Consider the following 22,168-nt stretch of genomic DNA (forward strand, 5'->3'; position numbering starts at 1 on the left):
AATTAAATCAAGATGTTTCATACATTAAAACACGGCAGTATTTTAGAAAAAGTAGCAGCAGAAACAGAACAAGACATTTTACACGTGCATCAGCAAATTGATCAAAAGAGTGAACAAAATGAGTGGCGGGTGCTTGAAAGCTACCGAAAGCATAGAGTCAGTGACTCTCACTTTAACCCGACCACTGGATATGGTTACGATGATATGGGGAGAGACACGTTAGAAAAGATCTATGCGGATGTCTTCGGAGGAGAAAGCGGCCTTGTCCGTCCGCAGATCATTTCTGGCACACATGCGATTTCCATTGCGTTATTCGGTGTGCTAAGACCTGGCGATGAATTGATTTATATGACGGGAAAACCATACGATACGCTAGAAGAAATTGTAGGAATTCGCGGCAAAGAAGGGACAGGCTCTTTAAAAGACTTCCAGATTGATTACAAGGCCATTGATTTAAGGCAAGATGGATCCGTCGATTATGACAAAGTAAAAAAGTCGATCTCCTCTAAAACAAAAATGATCGGCATTCAGCGTTCAAAAGGCTATGCGTCAAGGCCTTCTTTTACAATAGAAGAAATCGAGCAAATGATTACATTTGTGAAAGAGATCAATGAAGAAATCATTGTGTTTGTGGACAACTGTTATGGTGAATTTACTGAATTACAAGAGCCATGTCATGTGGGAGCGGATCTTATGGCCGGTTCCCTTATTAAAAACCCAGGCGGTGGGCTTGCCAAAACTGGCGGCTACATCGTTGGAAAAGAAAAATGGGTAGAAGCTTGCTCTTATCGAATGACATCTCCGGGCATCGGCAGTGAAGCGGGTGCCTCGCTGTATGCGCTTCAGGAGATGTATCAAGGATTTTTCTTAGCACCGCATGTTGTGGCGCAAAGCTTAAAAGGTGCAGTGTTCACGGCTCGTTTTCTTGAGAAGCTCGGATTCCAAACGAACCCAGCGTGGAATGCGAAAAGAACGGATCTAATTCAATCCGTCGAATTTGGTGAACCTAACAAAATGATTGCATTCTGTCAGGCGATTCAATATGCATCTCCGATCAACAGTCACGTCACACCGCATGCAAGCTATATGCCGGGATACGAGGATGATGTCATTATGGCAGCGGGCACCTTCGTCCAAGGGGCTAGTATCGAATTGTCAGCCGATGGACCAATAAGACCGCCTTATACAGCCTACGTTCAAGGCGGACTCACGTATGCTCATGTGAAAAATGCGATTTGTAGTGCTGTAGATGCCTTATTGGAACAAGGTTTTATCAACATACCTGCTCAATAAAAAAATCCATGTTAATATTCCTAACATGTTGTTGACACATAATATAACATGACATATAATAAATTTAAGCAAAGAGGAGGAGACAGTTGAGATGAGTGATAACATTCGCCGCTCAATGCCTTTATTCCCAATTGGGATTGTCATGCAGCTAACAGAATTATCTGCAAGGCAAATTCGCTATTATGAGGAAAATGGTTTAGTATTTCCTGCAAGAAGTGATGGGAATCGCCGATTATTTTCTTTCCATGATGTTGATAAATTACTAGAAATTAAAAACCTCATCGAACAAGGTGTAAACATGGCAGGAATCAAAAAACTTTTTGCCAAAGCTGAGGCAGAACATCCAGCGTCTGATGCAAAGACCGAGGAGAAATCCACAGCGAAGCACAACTTGACAGATGATGAACTCAGGAAGCTACTGAAGAAGGAACTTATTCAGGCTGGACGTTTCCAACAAGGAACGACCTTTAGGCAGGGAGATATGTCAAGGTTCTTCCGTTAACCAATTAGCAAAAGCATTGCTATACAATTTTACCTTTTGTAGGGGAGGAGTTTTACGAAATGGCAAAATACACAAGAGAAGATATCGTAAAATTAGTAAATGAGGAAAACGTAAAGTACATCCGTCTGCAATTTACAGACATTCTCGGAACGATTAAAAATGTTGAAATTCCTGTGAGCCAGTTAGAAAAAGCTCTCGATAACAAATGTATGTTTGACGGTTCATCTATTGAAGGTTTCGTACGTATTGAAGAATCAGATATGTATCTATACCCAGACCTCAACACATTTGTTATTTTCCCTTGGACAGCAGAAAAAGGTAAAGTTGCACGCTTTATTTGTGACATTTACAAACCAGACGGGACGCCATTTGATGGAGACCCACGTAACAACTTAAAGCGTATTTTAAAGGAAATGGAAGACCTAGGATTTAGTGATTTTAACCTTGGACCTGAGCCAGAATTCTTCTTATTTAAATTAGATGAAAAAGGCGAACCAACGCTTGAACTAAACGATAAAGGTGGATACTTTGACCTTGCACCAACAGATCTAGGCGAAAACTGCCGCCGTGATATCGTGCTTGAGCTTGAAGAAATGGGCTTTGAAATTGAAGCGTCTCACCACGAAGTAGCACCTGGACAGCATGAAATTGACTTCAAATATGCAGGCGCTATCCGCTCTTGTGATGACATTCAAACGTTCAAACTCGTTGTTAAAACAATTGCGAGAAAGCACGGACTTCATGCGACATTCATGCCAAAACCATTGTTCGGTGTAAACGGATCTGGTATGCACTGTAACCTATCATTATTCAAAAATGGCAAAAACGCATTCTTTGATGAAAAAGCAGATTTACAATTAAGTGAGACGGCTAGGCACTTTATCGCGGGTATCGTGAAGCACGCAACAAGCTTCACAGCGGTCACAAACCCAACGGTGAACTCTTACAAGCGTCTTGTACCTGGTTATGAAGCACCTTGCTATGTGGCATGGAGTGCACAAAACCGTAGCCCATTGATCCGTATCCCTGCATCACGCGGCATCAGCACACGTGTAGAAGTGCGCAGCGTAGACCCATCTGCAAACCCATACCTTGCATTAAGCGTATTACTTGCAGCAGGACTTGACGGCATCAAAAACAAACTAGACGCACCAGCTCCAATCGACAGAAACATCTATGTCATGGACAAAGAAGAGCGCCTTGAAAACGGCATCGCTGACCTACCTGCAACACTTGCAGAAGCACTTGAACTGCTCAAGTCAAACGAAGTAATGGTCAATGCACTAGGTGATCACTTATTCGAGCACTTCATCGAATCAAAAGAAATCGAATGGGATATGTTCCGCACCCAAGTACACCCATGGGAACGCGATCAGTATATGTCTCAGTATTAATCAAGAAACCCTTTGGGGCCATTGGCTTCAGGGGGTTTTTATTTTTGTGGGTGTTTCTAATATTTCAAAATGAGGAAGCCTCCACCCACAATTCACCCACAAAAAATGATAAAAAAATCACTCCATTATCTTGGAGATATACTCTTCATATTTATTCATTGAATCTGTGTCTATTTTTTCTAGTATGAGATCCATGCCAACGAAGCTGTACCTATGCAGAAAGATGAGAAGCAGCCGCTAAATGATTAGATCCCTCCAAAGTGCGAAAGACGATTCTGACGAGAATGATCAAAAAGAAGAGGAAGACGGGGCTGTCTAAGATGGCACGCAAACGATCAAAACGGTGGTTCCTGCTTTATCGTATAGAGAATGGACAGCGTGTTCACCTCTATGAACCACTTAAAAAATATGAACTGCTCAGTCGGATCAGGAAAGGGTGGAGGATTATCAGATGAAAAACAAATTCTTAGAAGGAGACTGGATTAAAGCATCTAGGAAAGGAAAAAGAGAACCACTTAACAAAGCAGGTTATGTACTTAAAGTATCTGAAGATGACATTTTAGTAAGGTTCCTTAGTGGTAATACCTTGGTTGTTCCAAAGTCTTGGGCTGAAAATTTGGATGAGGTACTTACTGAAGATGATCTGAAGGCTTTGATTGATTTGTCTTTAGATTTAAGGGACGAACACCTCTTTAGAATGTGTGTACATGATTTGCAAGCTCTTCAGGACAAATAAAAAGAACCGAAGCACAAGGCCCCAGTTCTATTGAATCTGCACAATTCATTATAACACGGGAGGTCTTGTGCATGAATAATCCTTACAATCATATAGACTCCAATATCTCAATTGATCAGCTTTTTGAAAAAGGAGAAGTGAAAGTCATTATCCTAGATGGGCATTCCAACAATGTGGTGTTGGCTGAAACACCAATGTACGGTAAAACCGAGATCACTACACGAGGTGGCCAGTTCACAAATTTAAATTATACAAGTTCTCACAGAATAGATATTAGCAGATAGAGCTTCCTAATTACTTGAAAAAATCTAAAAAATGCCGATTCAATAAAGAAGAATATTGAAAAGGTGTGTATTTATGGACTATTTTGGATTTCTTAAAACGATGGGGATACCAGGTGATTTGGCTGCTGCAACTATACTTTTTATTATCATTTTCAAATTAATAAGACCTATTAATTTATTATCATCAAGTATCTTTGAACAAAAGTTGTTAACTAAAGATATGGTTATTCTATTATTAAGTATTAAATATCTTGGACAGACTTTATGGTGGGTATTGATTAATTTGTCTATACTTTATATTTTTGATGTACCGTCCTGGACAGGGGATCCAGATTTATCTCCCATGATAGGATCAATTTTTTTTGCAATTGGTGCTCCAACTTTTTTTTTAATTTATGCTATTAACAATGAATTCCCTTCAAAACTTAATCGGTTAAGAGTAAGAATATTATTAGTAATACTTTTCATGATTTGTTTATTATGCTATTATTTTCCGTTGAATGGAACAGTTGTAACAAATGTATTTGTAGAAAATCCAATTGGAAAATTAGCAATTATAATAGGGTGTACGACCGTTTTATGTCTCCCTATACCAGCTTTAATGAAGCAAATTTCAAAATTTTTATATTGGACAAAAGAAAAGTATATACTCGTTTCTGACATTGATTTAGCTAATGAACAAAATAAACTTGAAAGTGATTTAAATAAAAAATCTTGGTATGTACTACACGCTATAAACAAAGAATTAATTTTATTAGGAAATAACCCTAAGCCAAAGTTATGTACAGAAACAAAAATTATCAAGTTAGAAGACTTGTGCAATATAAAAATGTCGATTGAAGAGGTCGATCAAGATTCTACAAACGAGGAATCTACGAACGATAGTACTACAAACAATAATTCATTATATAATTAAACAGTCTACTTATAAGATTTTTTAGAGAGAGGGTATAAATTTGTTAACCAACCAATTATGCCTTATTCCTGAGGTCAATGAAAAGCAGGTCCGTCAGACATTAATAAATGAATTGAAGCTTTATAAAGCATTAAAAGTTAAACTAGAGAACTTGGATGAGCAAAAAGCAAATGGCATCTTAACTTTGTTTCCAAGATTAAAAGATCAACATGTTTGTTCGGAGCTTAAGGTGCGGCAAATAGAAGGAGCACTAGAGTACAGCTTGGATGAAGTTGAACAAGACATTATACGCATGAAGTACCTTACTTCACGAATGGTTAAAGACCTTGAGGTATGCGAAGAACTTGAATTAAAGAAAGATCGATATTACAAATTAAAAAAGCAAGCAACGTTTAAACTTTCAACAGCACTTGGAATCATCTGAGTGCTGTTTTGTATTTGAAAAAAATAATGGTAAAATACATCATGTTTCTCATAATATGTTTAAAAGAGGTGCGATGATTTTGAAGAGATTTACACTCTTTCTAGTAGTATTAATTCTAACTGTGACATCTATAACATTAATAATAAATAAAAACAAAACTGAGAAATTTAAGAATGAAAATTGGGCCTATGAATATTTAAAAATTAATAAACTGCATAACCAGAAAAAACTAACTGGAAAAGGTGTTAAAGTAGCATTAATTGATTCAGGTGTTTCATTTAAGCAGGAGATCAATGTTAAAAAGGGGATAAACGTTTTAGATCCCAAAAGATCATATCAAGATAATCATGGTCATGGAACTCATTTAGCTGAATTTTAACTAATAAAGATATTGGTGTTGCGCCAAAAATCGATTTATATGTAATTAAAGCCTTGGATAACAATTTAAACGGTGATATTAATAATGTAATAGAAGCAGTGGATTATAGTATTGAAGAAAAGGTTGACATTATTCTTATGTCATTTGGCACTTTAAAATATTCTATAAAACTGGAATCTGTAATAAATAGAGCTTTAAGAAATAATATTGTTGTAATATCATCGGTTGGGAACTATGGGTTACAAGAAAATAGCGAGATACTCTACCCTGCTAAATTTGAAGGTGTTATTGCTGTAGGAGCTTTAAATATGAACGATGATATATGGAAAGGGACAACTGTAGGTAATGGATTAAATGTGTTACTTACGGGGCATTATATAAAAAGTTATTCAAAAGATGGTTCTTTTTTATATAGTAGTGGTACTTCAATGGCGGCTGCCTACATGGCAGGTCTTGCTGCTCTCTTTTTTGAAGAATATTCTTCTGATAATAAATACACAATCTCTAAAAATTTAGATAAAATAAATGGGTATTCAGTTATGAATACAGATAAATTTTTTTGAGAAAGTAGTGTTTATATGAAGAATAAGGTTATTTTAGTAGTACTGTCTTTTATTCTATGTTTTCCGCGGTGACTCCAGCATATTCTTAGAGCGTAACTTCACTGAATAGTGAACTTGTGGTTAGTGATCAATTGATTGAACAAGTATACGAGGATACCAGTATAGATATTTCAAACTTTAATAAAGAATTTGACTTTCTTTTGAATGATCCAGTATTTATTGAATTAGAAGAAACTTTAGCGTTACAGAGTCAGAATGCTAAATTGAAAGAAGACAGTGTAACTGGTCAGTGGATACCGGTGGTGGCTGCTGCTTTAAGATTATTAATTTCTCAAGTTGGAAAAAAGAAAAAGGGAATGCAAAAAGGATGGAAAGTAGCTAGACCATATGTGCAGAAAGCATTAAAGGCGCCTCAAAATCGTATTATTGATGGCCCTGGATCAGTAGGGCGCATTATGCAGGTACGTAGCAAAAAAACCCCTATTCAGACTAGATTATGTACCTATAAAACATGGAAGACCTGCTGTTCTGCATTATCATGTTCCACCAAATCTAAAAGATCATCATGTTATTTTCTAAAGGGGAGATCAACGTTGCTTAACTTAGACGATACAATGCATTTGCATGTAGGTTATTATGAAAATGATTTAGATTATGAAGGAGTGTTTTTAAAAAGTTTAGATTCAGGGAAATGGTTATTGTTTTTTTATCAAGAAAGCTATGGTATAAAACTTGAACAAAAATATGAAAAATATGATGATTTTGTTTTGTTGGTTGGAGAGTATAATATTGATGATGAAGATATTGAGGATAAAGGTGATGCATTGTTCGAACAATTTCTAAAAGAAAATGATTTAATAAAAGCATAGCGTTTTTGTGTGATAAATAAAATGATATAGTAGAAGATATCTTTATCTGTTTGAAGACTGTTATGTAGACTTTAAAACTTTTCTAGAAGTATATTGATTCTGAAGGCGATGCGTTTTGGGAATAATAGAACCAAAGTGTCCATTTTTATGGGCACTTTTTTATTTGCATTGCAGAGAAAAAGCAACATGAATATTTTAGTTTGTCCAGAAAGAAGAACCTGCAGCTGCTGATCATTCGGCCTTTAAGTGCCTCAATGGGTGCCCGATTTTATATTGTGTTTTTGTATCTTTATTCCTATTTAATGACAAGTTTTGTGTTGGTAAAATTGACCTTGTCAATGACTAGGAAGGAGTGAATTCTGCTGGGGAAGATACTTGATGCAAAAGCACTAACAAGTGCCATGGACGCAAGGGCAAAACACTATCAGGAACTCCGCGAACAAATGGTTGATTTAAAAAAGGCACTTCAAGGTGTGGCAAACCTCGGTGATGATTTTACTGGGAAAGGTGCCGATAACATTAAAAGCTTTTATAAAGAGCTAGCTGGAAATGTGGACATGTTTATCAGCTTCATCGATAAGCAGAAAGCCTTTCATGAAGGTGTTTCTGGGACACTTGATGATACGAGCTTTGGCGGAGACACCTTCGTAGAAGAACACTTTTTAGACAATGCAGTACATATGGGCATGAAAAATGCCAGAAGCATTGTGAAGGATCAAAAAAATGCTCTTAAAACGATTTTTGAAGATATCGATGACCTCATTTCACTGGAGGTATTCGATAGCCAAACCTTTGATGAAAAAATAGAATATGCTGAAGATGTTCAAAAAAAGACAGTAAAAGACTTAATAGAGCTTGATCAAAATTTAAAAGATGAATATGCTTTGTCAGAAACGGAGCAGCAAGCTACAATGGCATTGTACGCAGAAATGATCAATGCCACGAATGACGGGAAATCAATTTCACCTATGAATTTTGACAAAAAAGCATTTCAAGATAGTGAAATCTATAAGGCAAAAAGCGATATTGAGAAGCAAACTGCTGAATATCTCAAAATCAAAAAAGAACAAGAAGAAGCCCGCGAGATCGCAAAGGAACAAGAAGCGCTCGCCAACCGTCCTTGGTATGAAAAAGCCCTTGATTATGGGGGGAACATTGTCAATGAGCTAACCGGTGTGAATGATGCAAAACGAGCAGCTACGGGCGTCGATCCAATCACAGGCGAAAAGCTTACGGCAGGCCAACGAGTCGCTGCAGGTGGCATGGCAGCAGCCGGCTACATTCCTATTGTCGGTTGGGCAGGACGCATTTTCAAAGGCGGAAAGGCCGTCTATAAAACGACTCAAGCCACGTCAGCCGCAGTCAGAGCGGTCGACATCTACAAAACGTCACAAAAATCTTTTGATGCCCTAAAGACATCCCAAAAAGGTTTATACGGGCTCACCGCGACCAACGGCTTCAGTGAAGCGATTACAGGTCGAGACATGTTTGGAAATAAGGTCTCGAAAGAACAGCAGGAAGCAAGTATGAATGCGGCGCTTGCAATGCTTTTACCATTTGGAGCAAAAGGGTTTCATGGTAAGATGGGAATCAAGAAAGGTGAGAAAAATCCTTTATCTCCAGGTAATGGATTAGCTACACATGAATCCAGAGGTGGGCACTTAATAGAGAGACATGTTGGAAAAACAGATGAAGAACTATTAGAGAGACTGAAAAGTAATCCTAAAATCACGGGTTCTTCTACTTTTAACGATAGAATGACTGCAGAAAGAGTTGCTGATTCAGTCCTGGGTGATCCTAAGAGTGTTGATAAAATACAAAAGTGGTTATCCAACCCCAACAGTAGACCTACATTACCATTAAAATATAAGGGTGATGGAGAGGTAATTGGAAGAAGTGTTTCGAGAAATTCAGAAGTAGTTGAGAATGTTACAAATGCAAAAATTATACTGAAAAAAGATGAGAATGGCGGTTTTATTTTAACAGGATACCCTGTTAAATAGAAAGAAGGATGATAAAATGAATGAGAGTTACAGTTATTTAGAGGAGTTAGAAGATTTTTTAGGTGGGACATTTCATCAGGATATCGATTCACCAGAAGAAGCGTTAGAGGAGTTTATTCATGAAGCTACTAAAGAATGTCTACTGTCTACTATAAAGGATTGTCAGGATTTTTTGAATGGTACTTTAACAATAGAAGAAAAAGAAAGCTTTATCGAAAATAATGCAGAAATCTATTTTCCGGCGATCTCATTAAATCCTATACAGTGGTTTAATAGGATAGTAGAGGAAATGAAAGAAGCAGTGAAAATGAAGTAACAAAATGATCCTTGATCGGCCAATGCCTTTCAAGGTTTTTTGTGTTTATTGGACTCCTTGCCGAGAAAAAGCCGAGAAAAAACCGACAAAAAGGGGACCTTTTTTCCTAAGTGGATCATCGTATGATAGAGACAAGCAAAACGAACGTGAATATTTTGTCCAGAAGGAAGAACCTGCGGACGCTGATCATTGAGCACTTTAAGTGCCTTGATTGGTGTCCGCTTTTTTTATTGGGAGACGCGCCTTTCCCTTATCAATGGTGTATCTGGATACGGAACAAAGGTGTTGAGGAATGTGGCCATACGAGAGGGACATTCTGAGCCAGGATAGCAGCTGGTCTGCGGCGGCCGTATCGAGGACAGTTTTTCATTTTATTTGATGATTGACTGTACTTGGCATCCTCTCGGAGTGTAGTCATCATTGCAAAATCAAAATCTATTTAAGCGAATAGCGTAAGGTGGTGCTTATTCGGCAAGGAGAGTATGAACATGAAGATCAGGGATTCTGTTTCTAAAGAGACATTAAAGCAATTTAAAAGCATTGCTCCTGGTTCTAATAGTAAGAAGAGCGATGCTGATCCGATAACGACGCGCGATTGGGAAGAAATAATGGGAACGAGACGCGAAACGTATCAAAGACAAGGCGGCCGTATCCGAAGAAAACGATAAATTTTGGGAACAGTCGTCTTTTGGGTGTATGGCTGCACGTGCTTTGGTGAGGGATAGGAGCGCAAAAATATAAAAAGGGAGATGATGAGCATGGCATCAAAATTTGGTGTATCTGCTAATCCAAAAAAAGCGAATCATACTTTAGGAAAGGACAAGGTTGTGGTTGTTGCGATTCAAAATCACAATGATTACATTTGTGGGCCAAACCTTATTCCTCAACGAAAAGTTGCAGGGAGATGGGTCACAATCAGAACGAATTCACCTAACCCGCTTAACCCAGCAGAGAAACAGTATGATGAATTCGATATCAAGGAATCACTAGGTAACAAAAAAGGTACGTATCGATTCAAAGTTGAAGTAGAGCGCTACGACAAGAATGGCAACCATGTTGCAACTGTTGGTACATTTTATACATCGGAATTTTACATCAAGTAAATTACAATGCCGTCTCTAGGCGGCTAATCTTAAATATCCTATATAAGTTAATCCTCTAGTAATCACCTCAATTATTATGATTTCGTTCGACAAAATCCGCAAATGGTTCCATATGCTTATTTTCAGCCGATATTTAAGGTAGGGAGGAATGCAAAATGTTAATTGAAGAATATGCTAAACAACTTGATAAATTAGGAGATCTAATAATATTAATATCAAATAATATAAACTCCGATAGAGAGAGAATGGAAATTGCGATAAAAGAGTATTATAAAGTTTTAGAAATAATTAAGTCCATTGCTAGGCCTACTTTTATTGAAAAAGAGCATTTAAAATTGATTGAACACTTAAAGGGATGGATTGAAATTACTAAAGATTATTATAAAGTTGAATCAGAAGAAGGATTCAACAATTTTATTGACAGACAAAAAGCTGCCGAAGTAAAAATAGGAATATCAGTCGAATCTATAGTGAAGACAATAAATCAAAACCTTTAAAATGCTTATACTAAAATTAAAAGGACAGATGTTAAATCAAATAGAAAAGAGCGATGAACAAATGAGTAAATATAATGAATTTGAAGAGGCTGGAAATGAATTAGAAGAACTATCAATGGAAGGATATTTTGGAGACGATATAAAAGAGTTAACATCGCGAAGTAATGATTTAACTTTAAATGAATATCTTTTTCTATCAGTTAAACTATGGATTGATGACAAAAAAATATATGGGAAAAATGAGGTTAAAGAGTTTATATCATTATTTTTAGAACTTTATGACAGTGCATCAAAAATAAACCCAGTAGAAGTTGTAAGTGTTCTTACAGCATTCTGGCAAGGGTCGAAAGAAAATCCAGAAGCAGAGACTATGTCATCGTATAGTGAGTTTACGAGGATATTTACTGAAACGAAAACTATGTTTAAAAATTCGAAAGGAAAGCAACTTAAATTACATGAAAAGAAATCTATGGGAGCAAATGTTATAAATACATATTCTAAAGGGGTAGAAATGATCGGGAAAGTTTTGAATTCTTGTTTAGCTCTTGCTGAAATAAGCAATAAAAACCAATATGATTTATTTAAAATATCAAAACTAACAATTTATCAGAAAATAGAGCGTTTTAACAAAGTAACAAATGATAAATATTCAAGGTTAACATCCTTAATAAATAGACAAATTAGAAATTCAGACGCTCATCTCAGTATTACTTACAAACCAGATTTAAATAAATTTGCATATAAAAGTACAGTAAAAGGCAAAGTTGAAACACAATTTATTGGTATGGATGAAGTTATAGTTAAGTTATTACCGTCTGTAGGTTGGATAATTCAAGCTTTTATTTATTCAAATATTCTTCTGCATTTTTTTCATGCGGATAAACAAATGTACCTTCAATTAGCTACCGAAATCGAAAAGGCATAATCTAAATATTAAAAACAAACTCAAACTTAATTCAGCAACTCGGAGGTGGGTGATATGTAATGGCTAGACCACGCGATCCAAGAAGAGATGAGGCTTTTCGTCTTTGGAAAGAGAGCGATAGAACCCGCTTGCTTAAAGACATTGCAGATGAGTTAGGTGTGGCAAGCAGTACAGTCCGTAAATGGAAAGCGAACGATAAATGGGAAGACAAATTCAAAGGGAGCGCTCCTTTTCGTTCCGGCGCACCTAAAGGGAACAAAAACGCCAAAGGAAACAAAGGAGGTAAAGCGCCACCCGGCAACCAAAATGCTAAAGGTAATAGGGGTGGCGCAGCTCCAAAAGGGAACAAGAATTCATTCAAGACCGGTGAATATGAAACGACCATGTTTGAGTACATGGATGAAAAGGAACAGAAGCTTTTTATTGAAGTTGAGACTGATCCTCTGTACCAAATTGATCTATCAATACGATTATTGAGCGTTCGTGAATCAAGAATGATGCGATTGATCACTAAATACGAGAATGGATTGACTGATAAGCAGCGGACAGTCTTGCAGCAAATGCGGAAGATGAAAGACGTTGTACAGGCTCCAGATAAGAATGGCCTGATTAAAGCAGCGCCAATAACTAATGAACGTCTTGCTGTGGTCCAGATTGAAGAGACAGACTCACCTCTGCTGGAGAAGATATTGAGCATAGAAGATGCTCTGACACGTGTGACCGCACAACGTGATAAAGCCATTAGGCAGAAAGTCGACATAATGAAAACTATGTCTGAATACGAATTGAGGCTACGTGGCCTTGATCTTGCAAACCGAACGAGAGAAGCAGAGCTGGAGCGGATCACTGCTCGACCTGTTGATGACTCTGTACAAATAACAATTAAGCGGAAGAATAAAGGTGATGGCTGATGGTTCAAATGATGGAGAAGGAAGTCAATCCACATTTTGAGGACTTTCTTTTTTGATTGGGATCAGAAGTTTCAATTCTTGGTGGGCGGCTAAGGCTCGTCCAAAAGCTATCACATTGCCCTCAAACTTATCTTAAAGCTGCTAGATGAGAAGCGAACCGCTCTTGTGATTCGTGAAGTCTATGATACGCACAGGGATTCGACATTTTCGCTGTTTGAAGAGATCGTGAATGATCTTGGACTCGATCATGTCATTCAGTGCCGGACATCACCGCTCATGCTTAAATTTCACAATGGCAGCCGGATCATTTTCAAAGGCTTGGACAAGCCAGCCAAGCTGAAGTCGATCAACAACATCTGGATCATGTGGATTGAAGAATGTTCAGAAGTGAAGTACGAGGGATTCAAGGAGCTGCTTGGTCGTTTGCGTCATCCAACATTGCAGCTGCACATGATTCTATCGACGAACCCTGTCGGCCAGGATAATTGGACGTACAGACATTTCTTTAAGGATGATCAGAACAACCGCTTTATCCTTGATGATGAAAGGTTATACAAAGAGCGAACGATCGCTATCAACGATACGTACTATCATCATTCTACAGCTGAAGATAACTTGTTCCTTCCGGTCAGTTACATCAAGCAGCTGGACGAACTAAAGGAATACGATCCAGACCTTTATCGCATAGCCCGAAAAGGTCATTTTGGCGTTAACGGAATTCGTGTTCTTCCTCAATTCGAGGTGCAGTCACATAAAGATGTGATGCTGGCCATCTCAAATATCAATCGTCCTTTGCTTAGAGCGGGCATGGACTTTGGTTTCGTTGATTCATATAACGCTGTGGTTAGGCTGGCTGTGGATCACGAGAAGAAGTATCTATATATCTATTGGGAGTATTACGATCGTGGTAAGACTGATGATGTCACGGTTGAGGACTTGAAAGAGTTCGTCGAAACAAAAGAGTTGATCAAGGCTGATAATGAGCAGAAGACAATCGCATATTTCCGCAAGATGGGATACAACATGGTGGCCGCTCATAAGTTCCAAGGATCACGCTTGCAGTACACCAAGAAGATCAAGCGGTTTAAGAAAATCATTTGTTCCGACTCATGCAAAAACACGATCTATGAGCTTCAGCCGCTCACGTATAAGACAGACAAGCGCGGCAATATCATAGAGGACGAGTTTCAGATTGACCCTCATACTTTTTCAGCCATCTGGTATGCGTTAGATGATTATGAAGTCACCGATCTGAAAGAGAAACCAAAAGAGCGGACACGCCCGAACAGAGAAAGGAGGTCACGCTGATGAAAACGGTCAGAGCAACAGTGATGAAAGCAAATGTGTCTGAAACCACTAAGCAGATTTATGAAGATGGATTTAATTATGAGGCTGATGACGTTATCGAGCCGCCGTACAATATCACAGAGCTTAAACAAATAGCTGAGTATTCTACCATTCTTCAGCAATGCATCGATGCGTATAAAACCAACATTCTAGGTTTCGGCTTGGGGATCGAATATGTCTTTGATTTCAACGCTGAGAACGCGCCAGAGGAAAAGAAAAAGACAGCTGAGAAAGAATGGACACGACTTGAAGAATTCGGCAGATACATGAACTATGATGAATCAGCCGAAGTGGTTCTAGGGTATGTGATAGAGGATAGGGAGCGGACAGGGAATGGCTTTCTTGAAATTTTACGTAATGGCACAGGGCAACCAGCAGGGATTGAATATTTAGATGCTCAACACATGCGAATATGTAAGATAGGTGATCCTGTCGAGATTGACTTTAAATATACCGATCATGGTCAAGTCAAATCTCTCAAAAGAATGAAACGGTTCAGAAAGTATGTGCAGCAAGTCAACACTAAAAAAGTATTCTTCAAGGAGTACGGTGATCCAAGAACATTGAACGCTGCTACGGGAGAATACAGCGAAGACACCCCTTCTAATCTTGTAGCAAGCGAAGTCATTCACTTCAAGATCGGCAGCGGTACATATGGTGTTCCTCGTTGGATTGGTAACATCGTCAATATGTATGGAGCGCGCAAAGCTGAAGAACTGAACTATCTGTACTTTAAACAAGGGCGGCATGTGCCAGCTGCAATTACTGTAGAGAATGGAATGCTTTCTGAATCGTCATATGAGCAGCTGCAGGAATACATGAACGGCATCGAGGGATCAGACAATGCACATAAATTTCTGTTACTCGAAGTGGAAGGGATTCCGAAGAAGGATGAACTATCGAACGATGAAGAGCCGGCGAATGTAAAGGTAGATATAAAATCACTGGCCGAGATTCTTCAGGAAGATGCTCTGTTCCTTGAATATGATGAGAAGACGAGAAACAAGATACGTTCCTCATTCCGATTGCCGCCGATCTACACAGGCGAGTCACAGGATTATAACAAGGCCACAGCTGACACCGCTCGTAAGACTACAGAGGAACAGGTATTTCAGCCGGAAAGAATGATCATCACTGGCAAGCTCAATACGCTATTTCTTCCTGATCTCGATCTTTGGCATGTGCGGCTCATATTAAATGGTCCTGACTTTCGTGATCCGCTCGAAATCGCAAAGGTTCTTACACCGTTTATTCAGGCAGGAGCGGTTTCACCGAATGATCTGCGTGATCTGGCTGGCCGTATTCTTGGTAAGACACTTGAAGAATGGCCAGAGGAAGAATATCATCGACCAATTGAAGCGAAGCCAAAGGCATCAACTAGCTTCCTTGATACGGTTCTTCAAAAGTCTGCGGGTACTAACAATGAATTGGTATCTATCCTCAAAGACCTTCGGGATGAACTAGAGGAGATCCGCAAATGAGTAAGATTGATCAGCTGATAAAAAACATCAATGCCTTTGTGCAAAAAGCGGAATCGGATGAGATCGAGGAACTCAAAGCGGCGGTGGCTGATTTCCCTGAACTGGAGGGTATCCCTTCCTTGGTGGAGGATTATGAGAAAACCATCGCTAGGTTGTTCAGATTGCAACGTAAGACGTTTTTGAAAGCACTGAATGGTTTTATATCCAAGGATGATTCGGAGACGTTAGAATCAATTCTAGCGTTTTTTAATAATGATCTATTCACTTCAGATGAATTTGCGGAGCTGTTCGGAAAAGAAACTGCTGTCTTTCTTACTCTTACCGTCACACAACTGGCTGAGAAGATCATGCATTCCATCGATGCAGATATTCCTTTCAAGGTCTTATCTGAAAGAACCACAGAGTGGATTGAATCATGGTCTCGGGAGTTGGCGCAGCTGATGAAGCTGAATACTCATACGGCTATTGAACAAACCCTGAAAGATGGTATAAAAGAAGGCCGCTCTATTCAGGAGATTGAATTGGAGCTAAAGGATCTTCCTGAATTCAGTCGAAAACGTGCACGTGTAACAGCCATTACAGAAGTGTTGACCGCTTCTTCTGTTGCTCAACATGAATCATATGTACAATCTCCAGCTGTAACGGGGAAGAAGTGGAAGCACAGCGGAGGGAAAAAGAATCAGTCGAGGGATAGTCATGTGCAGCTCGATGGAACGATCATTCCTCTCGATGAAGAATTTGAGATACCAGGAAGCGGAGAGCGGTGCATGTTTCCGAGAGATACAAAACTGTCTCCGAAAGAGCGGGTTAACTGCCATTGTGCTGTGGGACCTGTGGTTGATCCTGTTATTCTAGGATTGTCGGCTGAGGAAAAAGAAGATATTCTTAGAAAAATGTTATGAAATTAAATTATTTCCATTTTATAGTGCTATAATACTTTTTGAATGAAAAAGTATTAAAGGAGAATACAATGGGTGAATTTATCTCTACTATTATTTTTACGTTACCAGGTCTGATTTGTTATTATTGGTTACAACTTTTCGGAATAACGCCAAATCAAAAGCATAATCCGTTTGAAATGGTTGGTATAAGTGCATTATTGTGGATGCCAGTTTCTGTGATAAGTATAGTGGCATATAACTTTCTAGTTCTTATGTACAATCTATTTTTAGACTGGATGGAGTCCAAAGTAAATATATCATTAATAGAATTAAGAAATGAATATATTAGTGATTTGACATCTCTAAACGATCATTTGACCAGTTTCCCTTTTGTTATAACGTTTCTTTTGTTTAGTCTAATAAGTAGTTATTGGATTGCACGAGTATATACGAAACTATTTTACAAATTGATTTTAACTAATGTTAATAAAATTCGAGAGAAACGAGATTTGAATAAACTATCTAATTCTCAAACTGTTTGGGAAGAGATATTTATTACAAAAGGATCAAATGTAGTTGAAATTTCAAAGATTGATGGATCAGAAAAATTAGTGGGGGATATTGAAAAAGTGTCCAGGCCTTTAGAGCCTGAACGAAATCTTACATTAACTGATACACATTATTTTACAGAGTTAATAAATAAATACGATTTAAAACCAGAAAAGTACTATGTAGATGTAAGAACTGGTATGAAAATTGGCATTTACAATAAAGAAGAAATTAAAGATAGCCAAATTATTGACAATGCATCCTCTAATCCAATTGTATAAATTTCTATTTTTCTCTTCTTGTATTAGAAGCAATTCTGGAAGAAGGAACATCTACAGAAAATCTTTCTCTTTTTTCATTTTTGGGTCCGGGTTTTTTAGGTGTGATCGGATTTGTTGGCAATCTAGACGGTGGAGATTCGACAGATTCATCAAGTTTTTTACCCAGTTTAGTTTCATTCATTTGATTGTAGTTATCTTTATTACTTTTCACAATGTTAATGCCTCCTTTTTATTTGATTAGACTAAAAAATTACAAATGTGTCAATGGACAACTTGAAATAATTTTAAAATTATTGAAAGGAGGTGAATGAATTGCCACGCGAATTGATAAATGCAAAAATCACACACGTTTCATACGTAGACAAGGCTGCTAATCAAAAGCAGTTCTTTTTTATGAAATCAGAAAAACAGCCAGACTTTCAAAAAGAGATCAAGGTCCTTGCGAAGGCTGATGATGTGCAACGTCTTGTGTATGGAATTGTATACGAACCAAATGTAGCTGATGCACATGGAGACTTTATGACACCAGAAGAAATTGAGAAAGCGGCTCACGGATTCTTGAAGGATGCACGTGAGATCGACAAGCAGCATGATTTCCAAGGCGGTGTCGGAGAAGTCGTTGAATCGTACATTGCGCCGTCTGACTTTGAAATGGGCGATGAGATTATCAAGAAAGGATCGTGGGTCCTTGTGACGAAGGCTTCCGATGAAATTTGGGAACAGATTCAAAAGGGCGAGATCACCGGATATTCAATGGCCGGAACAGCGGATATAGGTAAGCAAGAGCGTGAGCCAGCTTCTGAAGAGAAGGGGCTTTTTTCTTTGCTTAAAAACTTCTTTTTATCAAAAGGAGAAGTAAAGAACCGATACGACAAAGGTCGCATGCGTCGTGAGTTTTGGGCGGCACAAGATGCACTGAATTCCGTTTTGTATAAATGGGATTCTTACGACGATGAAGACTTGGAGACTGACCCTGAAAAGGTGAGGGCAGCACTGCAAGATTTTGTGGAAATCACACAAGAGATTTTGCTTACTGATGACTTGGCTGGGATCCAAACTGATCCACCTGAAGAAGTCGCAAAAGCTGGCCGAAAGTTTTCAGCTGCTAACTTGAATGAGCTAAAAAATGCAAGAGCTGCTATAGACAACTTACTAAGTCAAGCGGAAGAGGAGGAGGAAGAAGTGAACAAAGAAGATCTGCAAAAGATGCTAGAGGAAACAATTGCACCAGTCGTAAAACGTCTGGATGACCTTGAGAAGGGAGAAGGCGAAGATCAGCCTGATCCGCAAGAAAAACAAATTGATGAAGAGGTCGCAAAAGAAATGGCCGCAGCTGTAGGGATGTCTAGGTCACAAGTTGAAAATAATTTGGATCGATATTCAGCGGTTGATTGAGCAACAGAATTGTATCGACGTGTCAAATATAGGTTATACGAACTTCTCATTTTTGTAAGGAAACAATTGGTTAAAGATTTCCGATTAAAAAATTGAATTGATTGATAAAGTAGTACTTCATTATAAGTACAAATACTGGTAGAATTGAGCAAACAAACCATAAAATAACTGAGTTAGAGCAGTATAGCCACTATACAAATATAATTACAATATGAGGGAGAAATTTAATGGAGTATGTATTAATGGAACCACCAATTATAATGGAATCCTTTGAAACTTTATCAAAAAAAGAGGCTGAAATTCTCTTTGATTGGTTTGTTAATCAGATACCACTACGAGTTTTGGAAAATGTTACTAATTAAGAGGTGGACTTTAATTTCACTCCCGAATCACTTATAGATATCTATAGTTGGTTTTTATCTCAGATTGAAATTTATGAATTTAGAAGAAGAGATTGGTAGAGAATTAGAAGAATTAAGGCAATATCCTGATTTTATTTATGAAGATGAAAAAAAGAGCTTATTGGCTAATCCGGTTGAAATTGCAAAAGTGGACTATGCAATAGCAATGGATATAGGGATTTATTATGCAGAAGTTATTAGAAGAAACCATCCTCAAGTGGAGTGGACGTACTTTACAAAACCGAAAACTTATGTTTACTTAAACAAGCCTATTCTTCATTCCGAAGAAGGCGACAGCATTTATTATGAGCGTGAACCTATAGATTTAATGTTTATTCTTAACCAACGAATTAAAAAAGGAGAAGTAACAGAGCGTACACTTTATGAAATGTATTTTGTAGATGAAAATTTGATATTTGGTGTAGACGAAGATCCTGAGGATGAAGATTAAAAAAGAGCAACTTCTGACTTAGAAATTGCTTTTTTGCACAAGAACCTTGGTCGAATTTTTGTTCACGTTAAAAGTTTGTGACATTAGGAGGAAATACTACATTGAAATCTTTTTGGGAAATAGACGATGAAGGTTACTATACGTTAAAAAAGATCAACGCAGAAGAAGTAGCGAAGGCTGAAGATAAACTTGGGGTCACTTTGCCAGATACATATAAAAAGCTCATATTAGAACAGAATGGTGGTTATACAGTTCATAATGCTTTTCCAACGACTCACTCTAATTCATGGGCTGAGGATCACATTCAATTTAATCACCTGCTGGGAATTGCTGAAGATGAAGGGATTATGGATAGTGCCTATTTGATAAAAGAGTGGGAGCTGCCAGAAGGGCTTGTTTTGATTAACGGGGATGGCCATACTTGGGTAGCGATGGATTATCGAAAAACAAAAGAGAATCCTCCAATTCATTATTTTGATGTTGAGATGGAAGAAGACTTTAAGTTAGCAGATTCCTTTGATGAATTCATTCAGGGGCTTTATACAGCTGAGTACACTGTTGATGAGGAAGCATCAGAGGGTGAATATGAACTTTCTGAAGTTCATTTAAGTAAAGAAGAACTTGAAGCCATATTTGAATTGGACGTCCTTGATGAAGAGAATCTTTATAAAATTCAATATTACCCGATGGTTGATTTGAACGAAATTGAATGGTTTTTTAAAAAGATGCAATATCACATTGAAAAAACAAAAGATGAAGATGATCTTTATGAAGTAGCTGATACGATTAACAACGTTCTCTTATTGAATCCCAATATGCCAATCAACGATAAAATTAATGGAAATCTAAATCAAATTGCTAAATTTTTAGAAAAAAATAAAGATCCACTTATAGTAAATCAAGGAGAACAAATTGCTATGAAAACAAGTTTCCTTTAGTAAGCTTTGGGCACAAAAAACAGGCCATACTAGTGGAAGATTTATTTGGAGTATCATCAAATAATAAAAGGCATACCAGAGAGGCGAATTCGTCTCTCTTTTTTTGTTCTTTTTTGCGGTTTCTTTTCGGTGTGGAATATTCAAACAGATGATAATATATGTAATTATAGGGAAAATAAAGGAATGGATAGGGGGAGGTTTGTTTGGGAGAAAAAGTAGCAAGCCCATTTGTTGCTAAAATGATCGGTGATTGGTACGGATATATCAAGAAACAGGACATTCTAAAGGCTGAAAATAAGAGAAAAGAGATCGTAATAGCCTTTGAAAATATGGAAGAAGATCAAAATGTCTTATTATACTTTAACTTGATTGATTCCAGATACAAAATGTTGGCGCAGGAGTTTGAGGGATCAAAAGATATATTGAAGCAAATAGACATTGAAGAGAAGCAGAAAACGGATGACATGATTCAGTATTATTATTTCTTCTTCAATGGCATGTATGAGTTTTATAAAAAGCGCTTTTCAGACGCTATCAACTATTATCATATTGCAGAGACCCGACTTCGAAACGTTCCTGATGATTTAGAACGTGCTGAATTTAATTATCAGCTTTCGATTGCATACTACGAAATCGCACAAAATCATTTCTCCATTAACCACGCCAAAAAAGCTTTAGAAAGCTTTAAATCAGCAGATTTACAAGAGAGTCGGGTTGCTACTACTCTAATGGTAATCGCATCAAATAAGATGGATTTAAACCAATTTGTACAAGCTGAATCCACCTATAAGGATGCTATCAATTTAGTAGCAGAATCTAAAATTGATTTTCCACAAGCGCTAGGGTATTTCAATCTTGGGATATGTTATGAGCGTCAAGGAAAGCTTCAGCAAGCTTTAGAATGTTTACAATATGTCTTTTCGGTTGAATTAAAAAAGCCACACAAACCACTGTATATGAGAACAAATTACATGTTAGCGAATGAATTATCTGACAATGCGTATATTGCTAAGTTAAACATCATACATTCAATTTATATAACAGGTGATGAAGCTCAACTAGATGCAGCTTTAAATGCACTGAAAAATCAAAAACTTTGGACAGATGCCGCAGAATTGTCAATTATGGCAGCAAGATTTTATAAAAAGCAGGATAATTACAAACTGGCATCAAAATACTTTGATGAAGGTTTGGAATCACAGGCCAAAAAATTGACATGGATGGAGGAGGAAGCTGAATGAAGCACCTGAAAGTTATGATATTAAGCCTTACCTTATTAATGGGGATCACAACTACTGTACATATAAATTCCTCAAATGATTTTCAAAC

25 protein-coding genes and 1 pseudogene are annotated in these 22,168 nt (G+C 37.7%); 25 read left to right on the forward strand and 1 reads right to left on the reverse strand.

Annotated elements, in window-relative coordinates; genetic code table 11:
• Window positions 1-12 precede the first annotated feature (12 nt).
• The 21 genes and pseudogenes from MHI35_RS08335 (at window position 13) to MHI35_RS08435 (ending at window position 17,654) form a co-directional block, all read left to right on the forward strand.
• Window positions 13-1,293 carry a methionine gamma-lyase family protein gene (locus MHI35_RS08335; protein WP_211064344.1) on the forward strand — a complete coding sequence of 427 codons (1,281 nt, stop codon included), beginning with the start codon at window positions 13-15 and terminating at the stop codon, window positions 1,291-1,293.
• A 91-nt stretch (window positions 1,294-1,384) separates the two neighbouring features.
• The gene (locus MHI35_RS08340) at window positions 1,385-1,795 is read left to right on the forward strand and encodes a MerR family transcriptional regulator (protein ID WP_050944935.1); all 411 of its coding nucleotides are present in this window, start codon (window positions 1,385-1,387) and stop codon (window positions 1,793-1,795) included.
• A 59-nt stretch (window positions 1,796-1,854) separates the two neighbouring features.
• Complete coding sequence (gene glnA / locus MHI35_RS08345) at window positions 1,855-3,189, forward strand: type I glutamate--ammonia ligase (protein ID WP_144483334.1); 1,335 nt, start codon at window positions 1,855-1,857, stop codon at window positions 3,187-3,189.
• Window positions 3,190-3,640: 451 nt separating this feature from the next.
• Window positions 3,641-3,925, forward strand: coding sequence for a hypothetical protein (locus MHI35_RS08350; RefSeq protein WP_144523010.1), 285 nt, complete (start codon window positions 3,641-3,643; stop codon window positions 3,923-3,925).
• Between the two features lie 71 nt (window positions 3,926-3,996).
• The gene (locus MHI35_RS08355; RefSeq protein ID WP_144523011.1) at window positions 3,997-4,209 is read left to right on the forward strand and encodes an XtrA/YqaO family protein; all 213 of its coding nucleotides are present in this window, start codon (window positions 3,997-3,999) and stop codon (window positions 4,207-4,209) included.
• A gap of 73 nt (window positions 4,210-4,282) precedes the next feature.
• Entirely contained in the window at window positions 4,283-5,125 is an 843-nt protein-coding gene (locus MHI35_RS08360; RefSeq protein WP_211064345.1) for a hypothetical protein, read from the forward strand.
• A gap of 40 nt (window positions 5,126-5,165) precedes the next feature.
• Entirely contained in the window at window positions 5,166-5,549 is a 384-nt protein-coding gene (locus MHI35_RS08365; protein WP_211064346.1) for an ArpU family phage packaging/lysis transcriptional regulator, read from the forward strand.
• Between the two features lie 79 nt (window positions 5,550-5,628).
• Entirely contained in the window at window positions 5,629-5,928 is a 300-nt protein-coding gene (locus tag MHI35_RS08370) for a S8 family serine peptidase (RefSeq protein ID WP_211064347.1), read from the forward strand.
• Between the two features lie 11 nt (window positions 5,929-5,939).
• On the forward strand, window positions 5,940-6,491 hold the full coding sequence (locus MHI35_RS08375; protein ID WP_284553843.1) for a S8 family serine peptidase: 552 nt from the start codon (window positions 5,940-5,942) through the stop codon (window positions 6,489-6,491).
• A 131-nt stretch (window positions 6,492-6,622) separates the two neighbouring features.
• Window positions 6,623-7,360 (forward strand): DUF3986 family protein, encoded by a 738-nt coding sequence (locus tag MHI35_RS08380; RefSeq protein ID WP_249407487.1) that lies wholly within the window; start codon window positions 6,623-6,625, stop codon window positions 7,358-7,360.
• A 401-nt stretch (window positions 7,361-7,761) separates the two neighbouring features.
• Entirely contained in the window at window positions 7,762-9,363 is a 1,602-nt protein-coding gene (locus tag MHI35_RS08385) for a ribonuclease YeeF family protein (protein WP_249407489.1), read from the forward strand.
• Window positions 9,364-9,379: 16 nt separating this feature from the next.
• Window positions 9,380-9,679, forward strand: coding sequence for a contact-dependent growth inhibition system immunity protein (locus MHI35_RS08390; protein WP_144523018.1), 300 nt, complete (start codon window positions 9,380-9,382; stop codon window positions 9,677-9,679).
• Window positions 9,680-10,167: 488 nt separating this feature from the next.
• Window positions 10,168-10,347: a hypothetical protein gene (locus tag MHI35_RS08395; RefSeq protein ID WP_058015612.1), complete on the forward strand. Its 180-nt coding sequence runs from the start codon at window positions 10,168-10,170 to the stop codon at window positions 10,345-10,347.
• 90 nt (window positions 10,348-10,437) lie between these two features.
• Window positions 10,438-10,782: a structural protein gene (locus MHI35_RS08400; protein WP_211064348.1), complete on the forward strand. Its 345-nt coding sequence runs from the start codon at window positions 10,438-10,440 to the stop codon at window positions 10,780-10,782.
• Between the two features lie 155 nt (window positions 10,783-10,937).
• Window positions 10,938-11,279, forward strand: coding sequence for a hypothetical protein (locus tag MHI35_RS08405; RefSeq protein ID WP_211064349.1), 342 nt, complete (start codon window positions 10,938-10,940; stop codon window positions 11,277-11,279).
• Between the two features lie 61 nt (window positions 11,280-11,340).
• Complete coding sequence (locus tag MHI35_RS08410; RefSeq protein ID WP_211064350.1) at window positions 11,341-12,204, forward strand: hypothetical protein; 864 nt, start codon at window positions 11,341-11,343, stop codon at window positions 12,202-12,204.
• A gap of 59 nt (window positions 12,205-12,263) precedes the next feature.
• Window positions 12,264-13,115 carry a phage terminase small subunit gene (gene terS / locus MHI35_RS08415; protein ID WP_211064351.1) on the forward strand — a complete coding sequence of 284 codons (852 nt, stop codon included), beginning with the start codon at window positions 12,264-12,266 and terminating at the stop codon, window positions 13,113-13,115.
• An 11-nt stretch (window positions 13,116-13,126) separates the two neighbouring features.
• Window positions 13,127-14,423 (forward strand): annotated as a pseudogene (locus tag MHI35_RS08420) (PBSX family phage terminase large subunit).
• Window positions 14,423-15,943: a phage portal protein gene (locus tag MHI35_RS08425; RefSeq protein WP_211064352.1), complete on the forward strand. Its 1,521-nt coding sequence runs from the start codon at window positions 14,423-14,425 to the stop codon at window positions 15,941-15,943. Before MHI35_RS08420 ends, MHI35_RS08425 begins: the two are co-directional and overlap by 1 nt.
• Window positions 15,940-16,845, forward strand: a complete 906-nt coding sequence (locus MHI35_RS08430) for a phage minor head protein (protein WP_211064353.1) — start codon at window positions 15,940-15,942, stop codon at window positions 16,843-16,845. The genes MHI35_RS08425 and MHI35_RS08430 overlap by 4 nt, the downstream gene beginning before the upstream one ends.
• Window positions 16,846-16,913: 68 nt before the next feature.
• A complete protein-coding gene (locus MHI35_RS08435; RefSeq protein WP_211064354.1) occupies window positions 16,914-17,654 on the forward strand; it encodes a hypothetical protein in 741 nt (246 codons plus the stop codon).
• Between the two features lie 4 nt (window positions 17,655-17,658).
• On the opposite strand, the gene MHI35_RS08440 is transcribed toward MHI35_RS08435, so the two are convergent.
• The gene (locus MHI35_RS08440) at window positions 17,659-17,865 is read right to left on the reverse strand and encodes a hypothetical protein (protein ID WP_211064355.1); all 207 of its coding nucleotides are present in this window, start codon (window positions 17,863-17,865) and stop codon (window positions 17,659-17,661) included.
• Window positions 17,866-17,966: 101 nt separating this feature from the next.
• Here MHI35_RS08440 and MHI35_RS08445 point away from each other — a divergent pair, with 101 nt between their 5' ends.
• The 4 genes from MHI35_RS08445 to MHI35_RS08460 all read left to right on the forward strand — a co-directional run bounded on the left by MHI35_RS08445 (window position 17,967) and on the right by MHI35_RS08460 (window position 22,080).
• On the forward strand, window positions 17,967-19,049 hold the full coding sequence (locus MHI35_RS08445) for an XkdF-like putative serine protease domain-containing protein (RefSeq protein ID WP_249407491.1): 1,083 nt from the start codon (window positions 17,967-17,969) through the stop codon (window positions 19,047-19,049).
• A gap of 435 nt (window positions 19,050-19,484) precedes the next feature.
• On the forward strand, window positions 19,485-19,901 hold the full coding sequence (locus MHI35_RS08450) for a hypothetical protein (protein ID WP_211064356.1): 417 nt from the start codon (window positions 19,485-19,487) through the stop codon (window positions 19,899-19,901).
• Window positions 19,902-20,002: 101 nt separating this feature from the next.
• Window positions 20,003-20,839 carry an SMI1/KNR4 family protein gene (locus tag MHI35_RS08455; RefSeq protein WP_211064357.1) on the forward strand — a complete coding sequence of 279 codons (837 nt, stop codon included), beginning with the start codon at window positions 20,003-20,005 and terminating at the stop codon, window positions 20,837-20,839.
• Window positions 20,840-21,042: 203 nt separating this feature from the next.
• The gene (locus MHI35_RS08460) at window positions 21,043-22,080 is read left to right on the forward strand and encodes a Rap family tetratricopeptide repeat protein (RefSeq protein ID WP_335349624.1); all 1,038 of its coding nucleotides are present in this window, start codon (window positions 21,043-21,045) and stop codon (window positions 22,078-22,080) included.
• Window positions 22,081-22,168: the final 88 nt, after the last annotated feature.

Origin of the sequence: Bacillus sp. FSL K6-3459, assembly GCF_038003305.1 — a bacterium.
Taxonomy (GTDB): domain Bacteria; phylum Bacillota; class Bacilli; order Bacillales; family Bacillaceae; genus Bacillus; species Bacillus pumilus_O.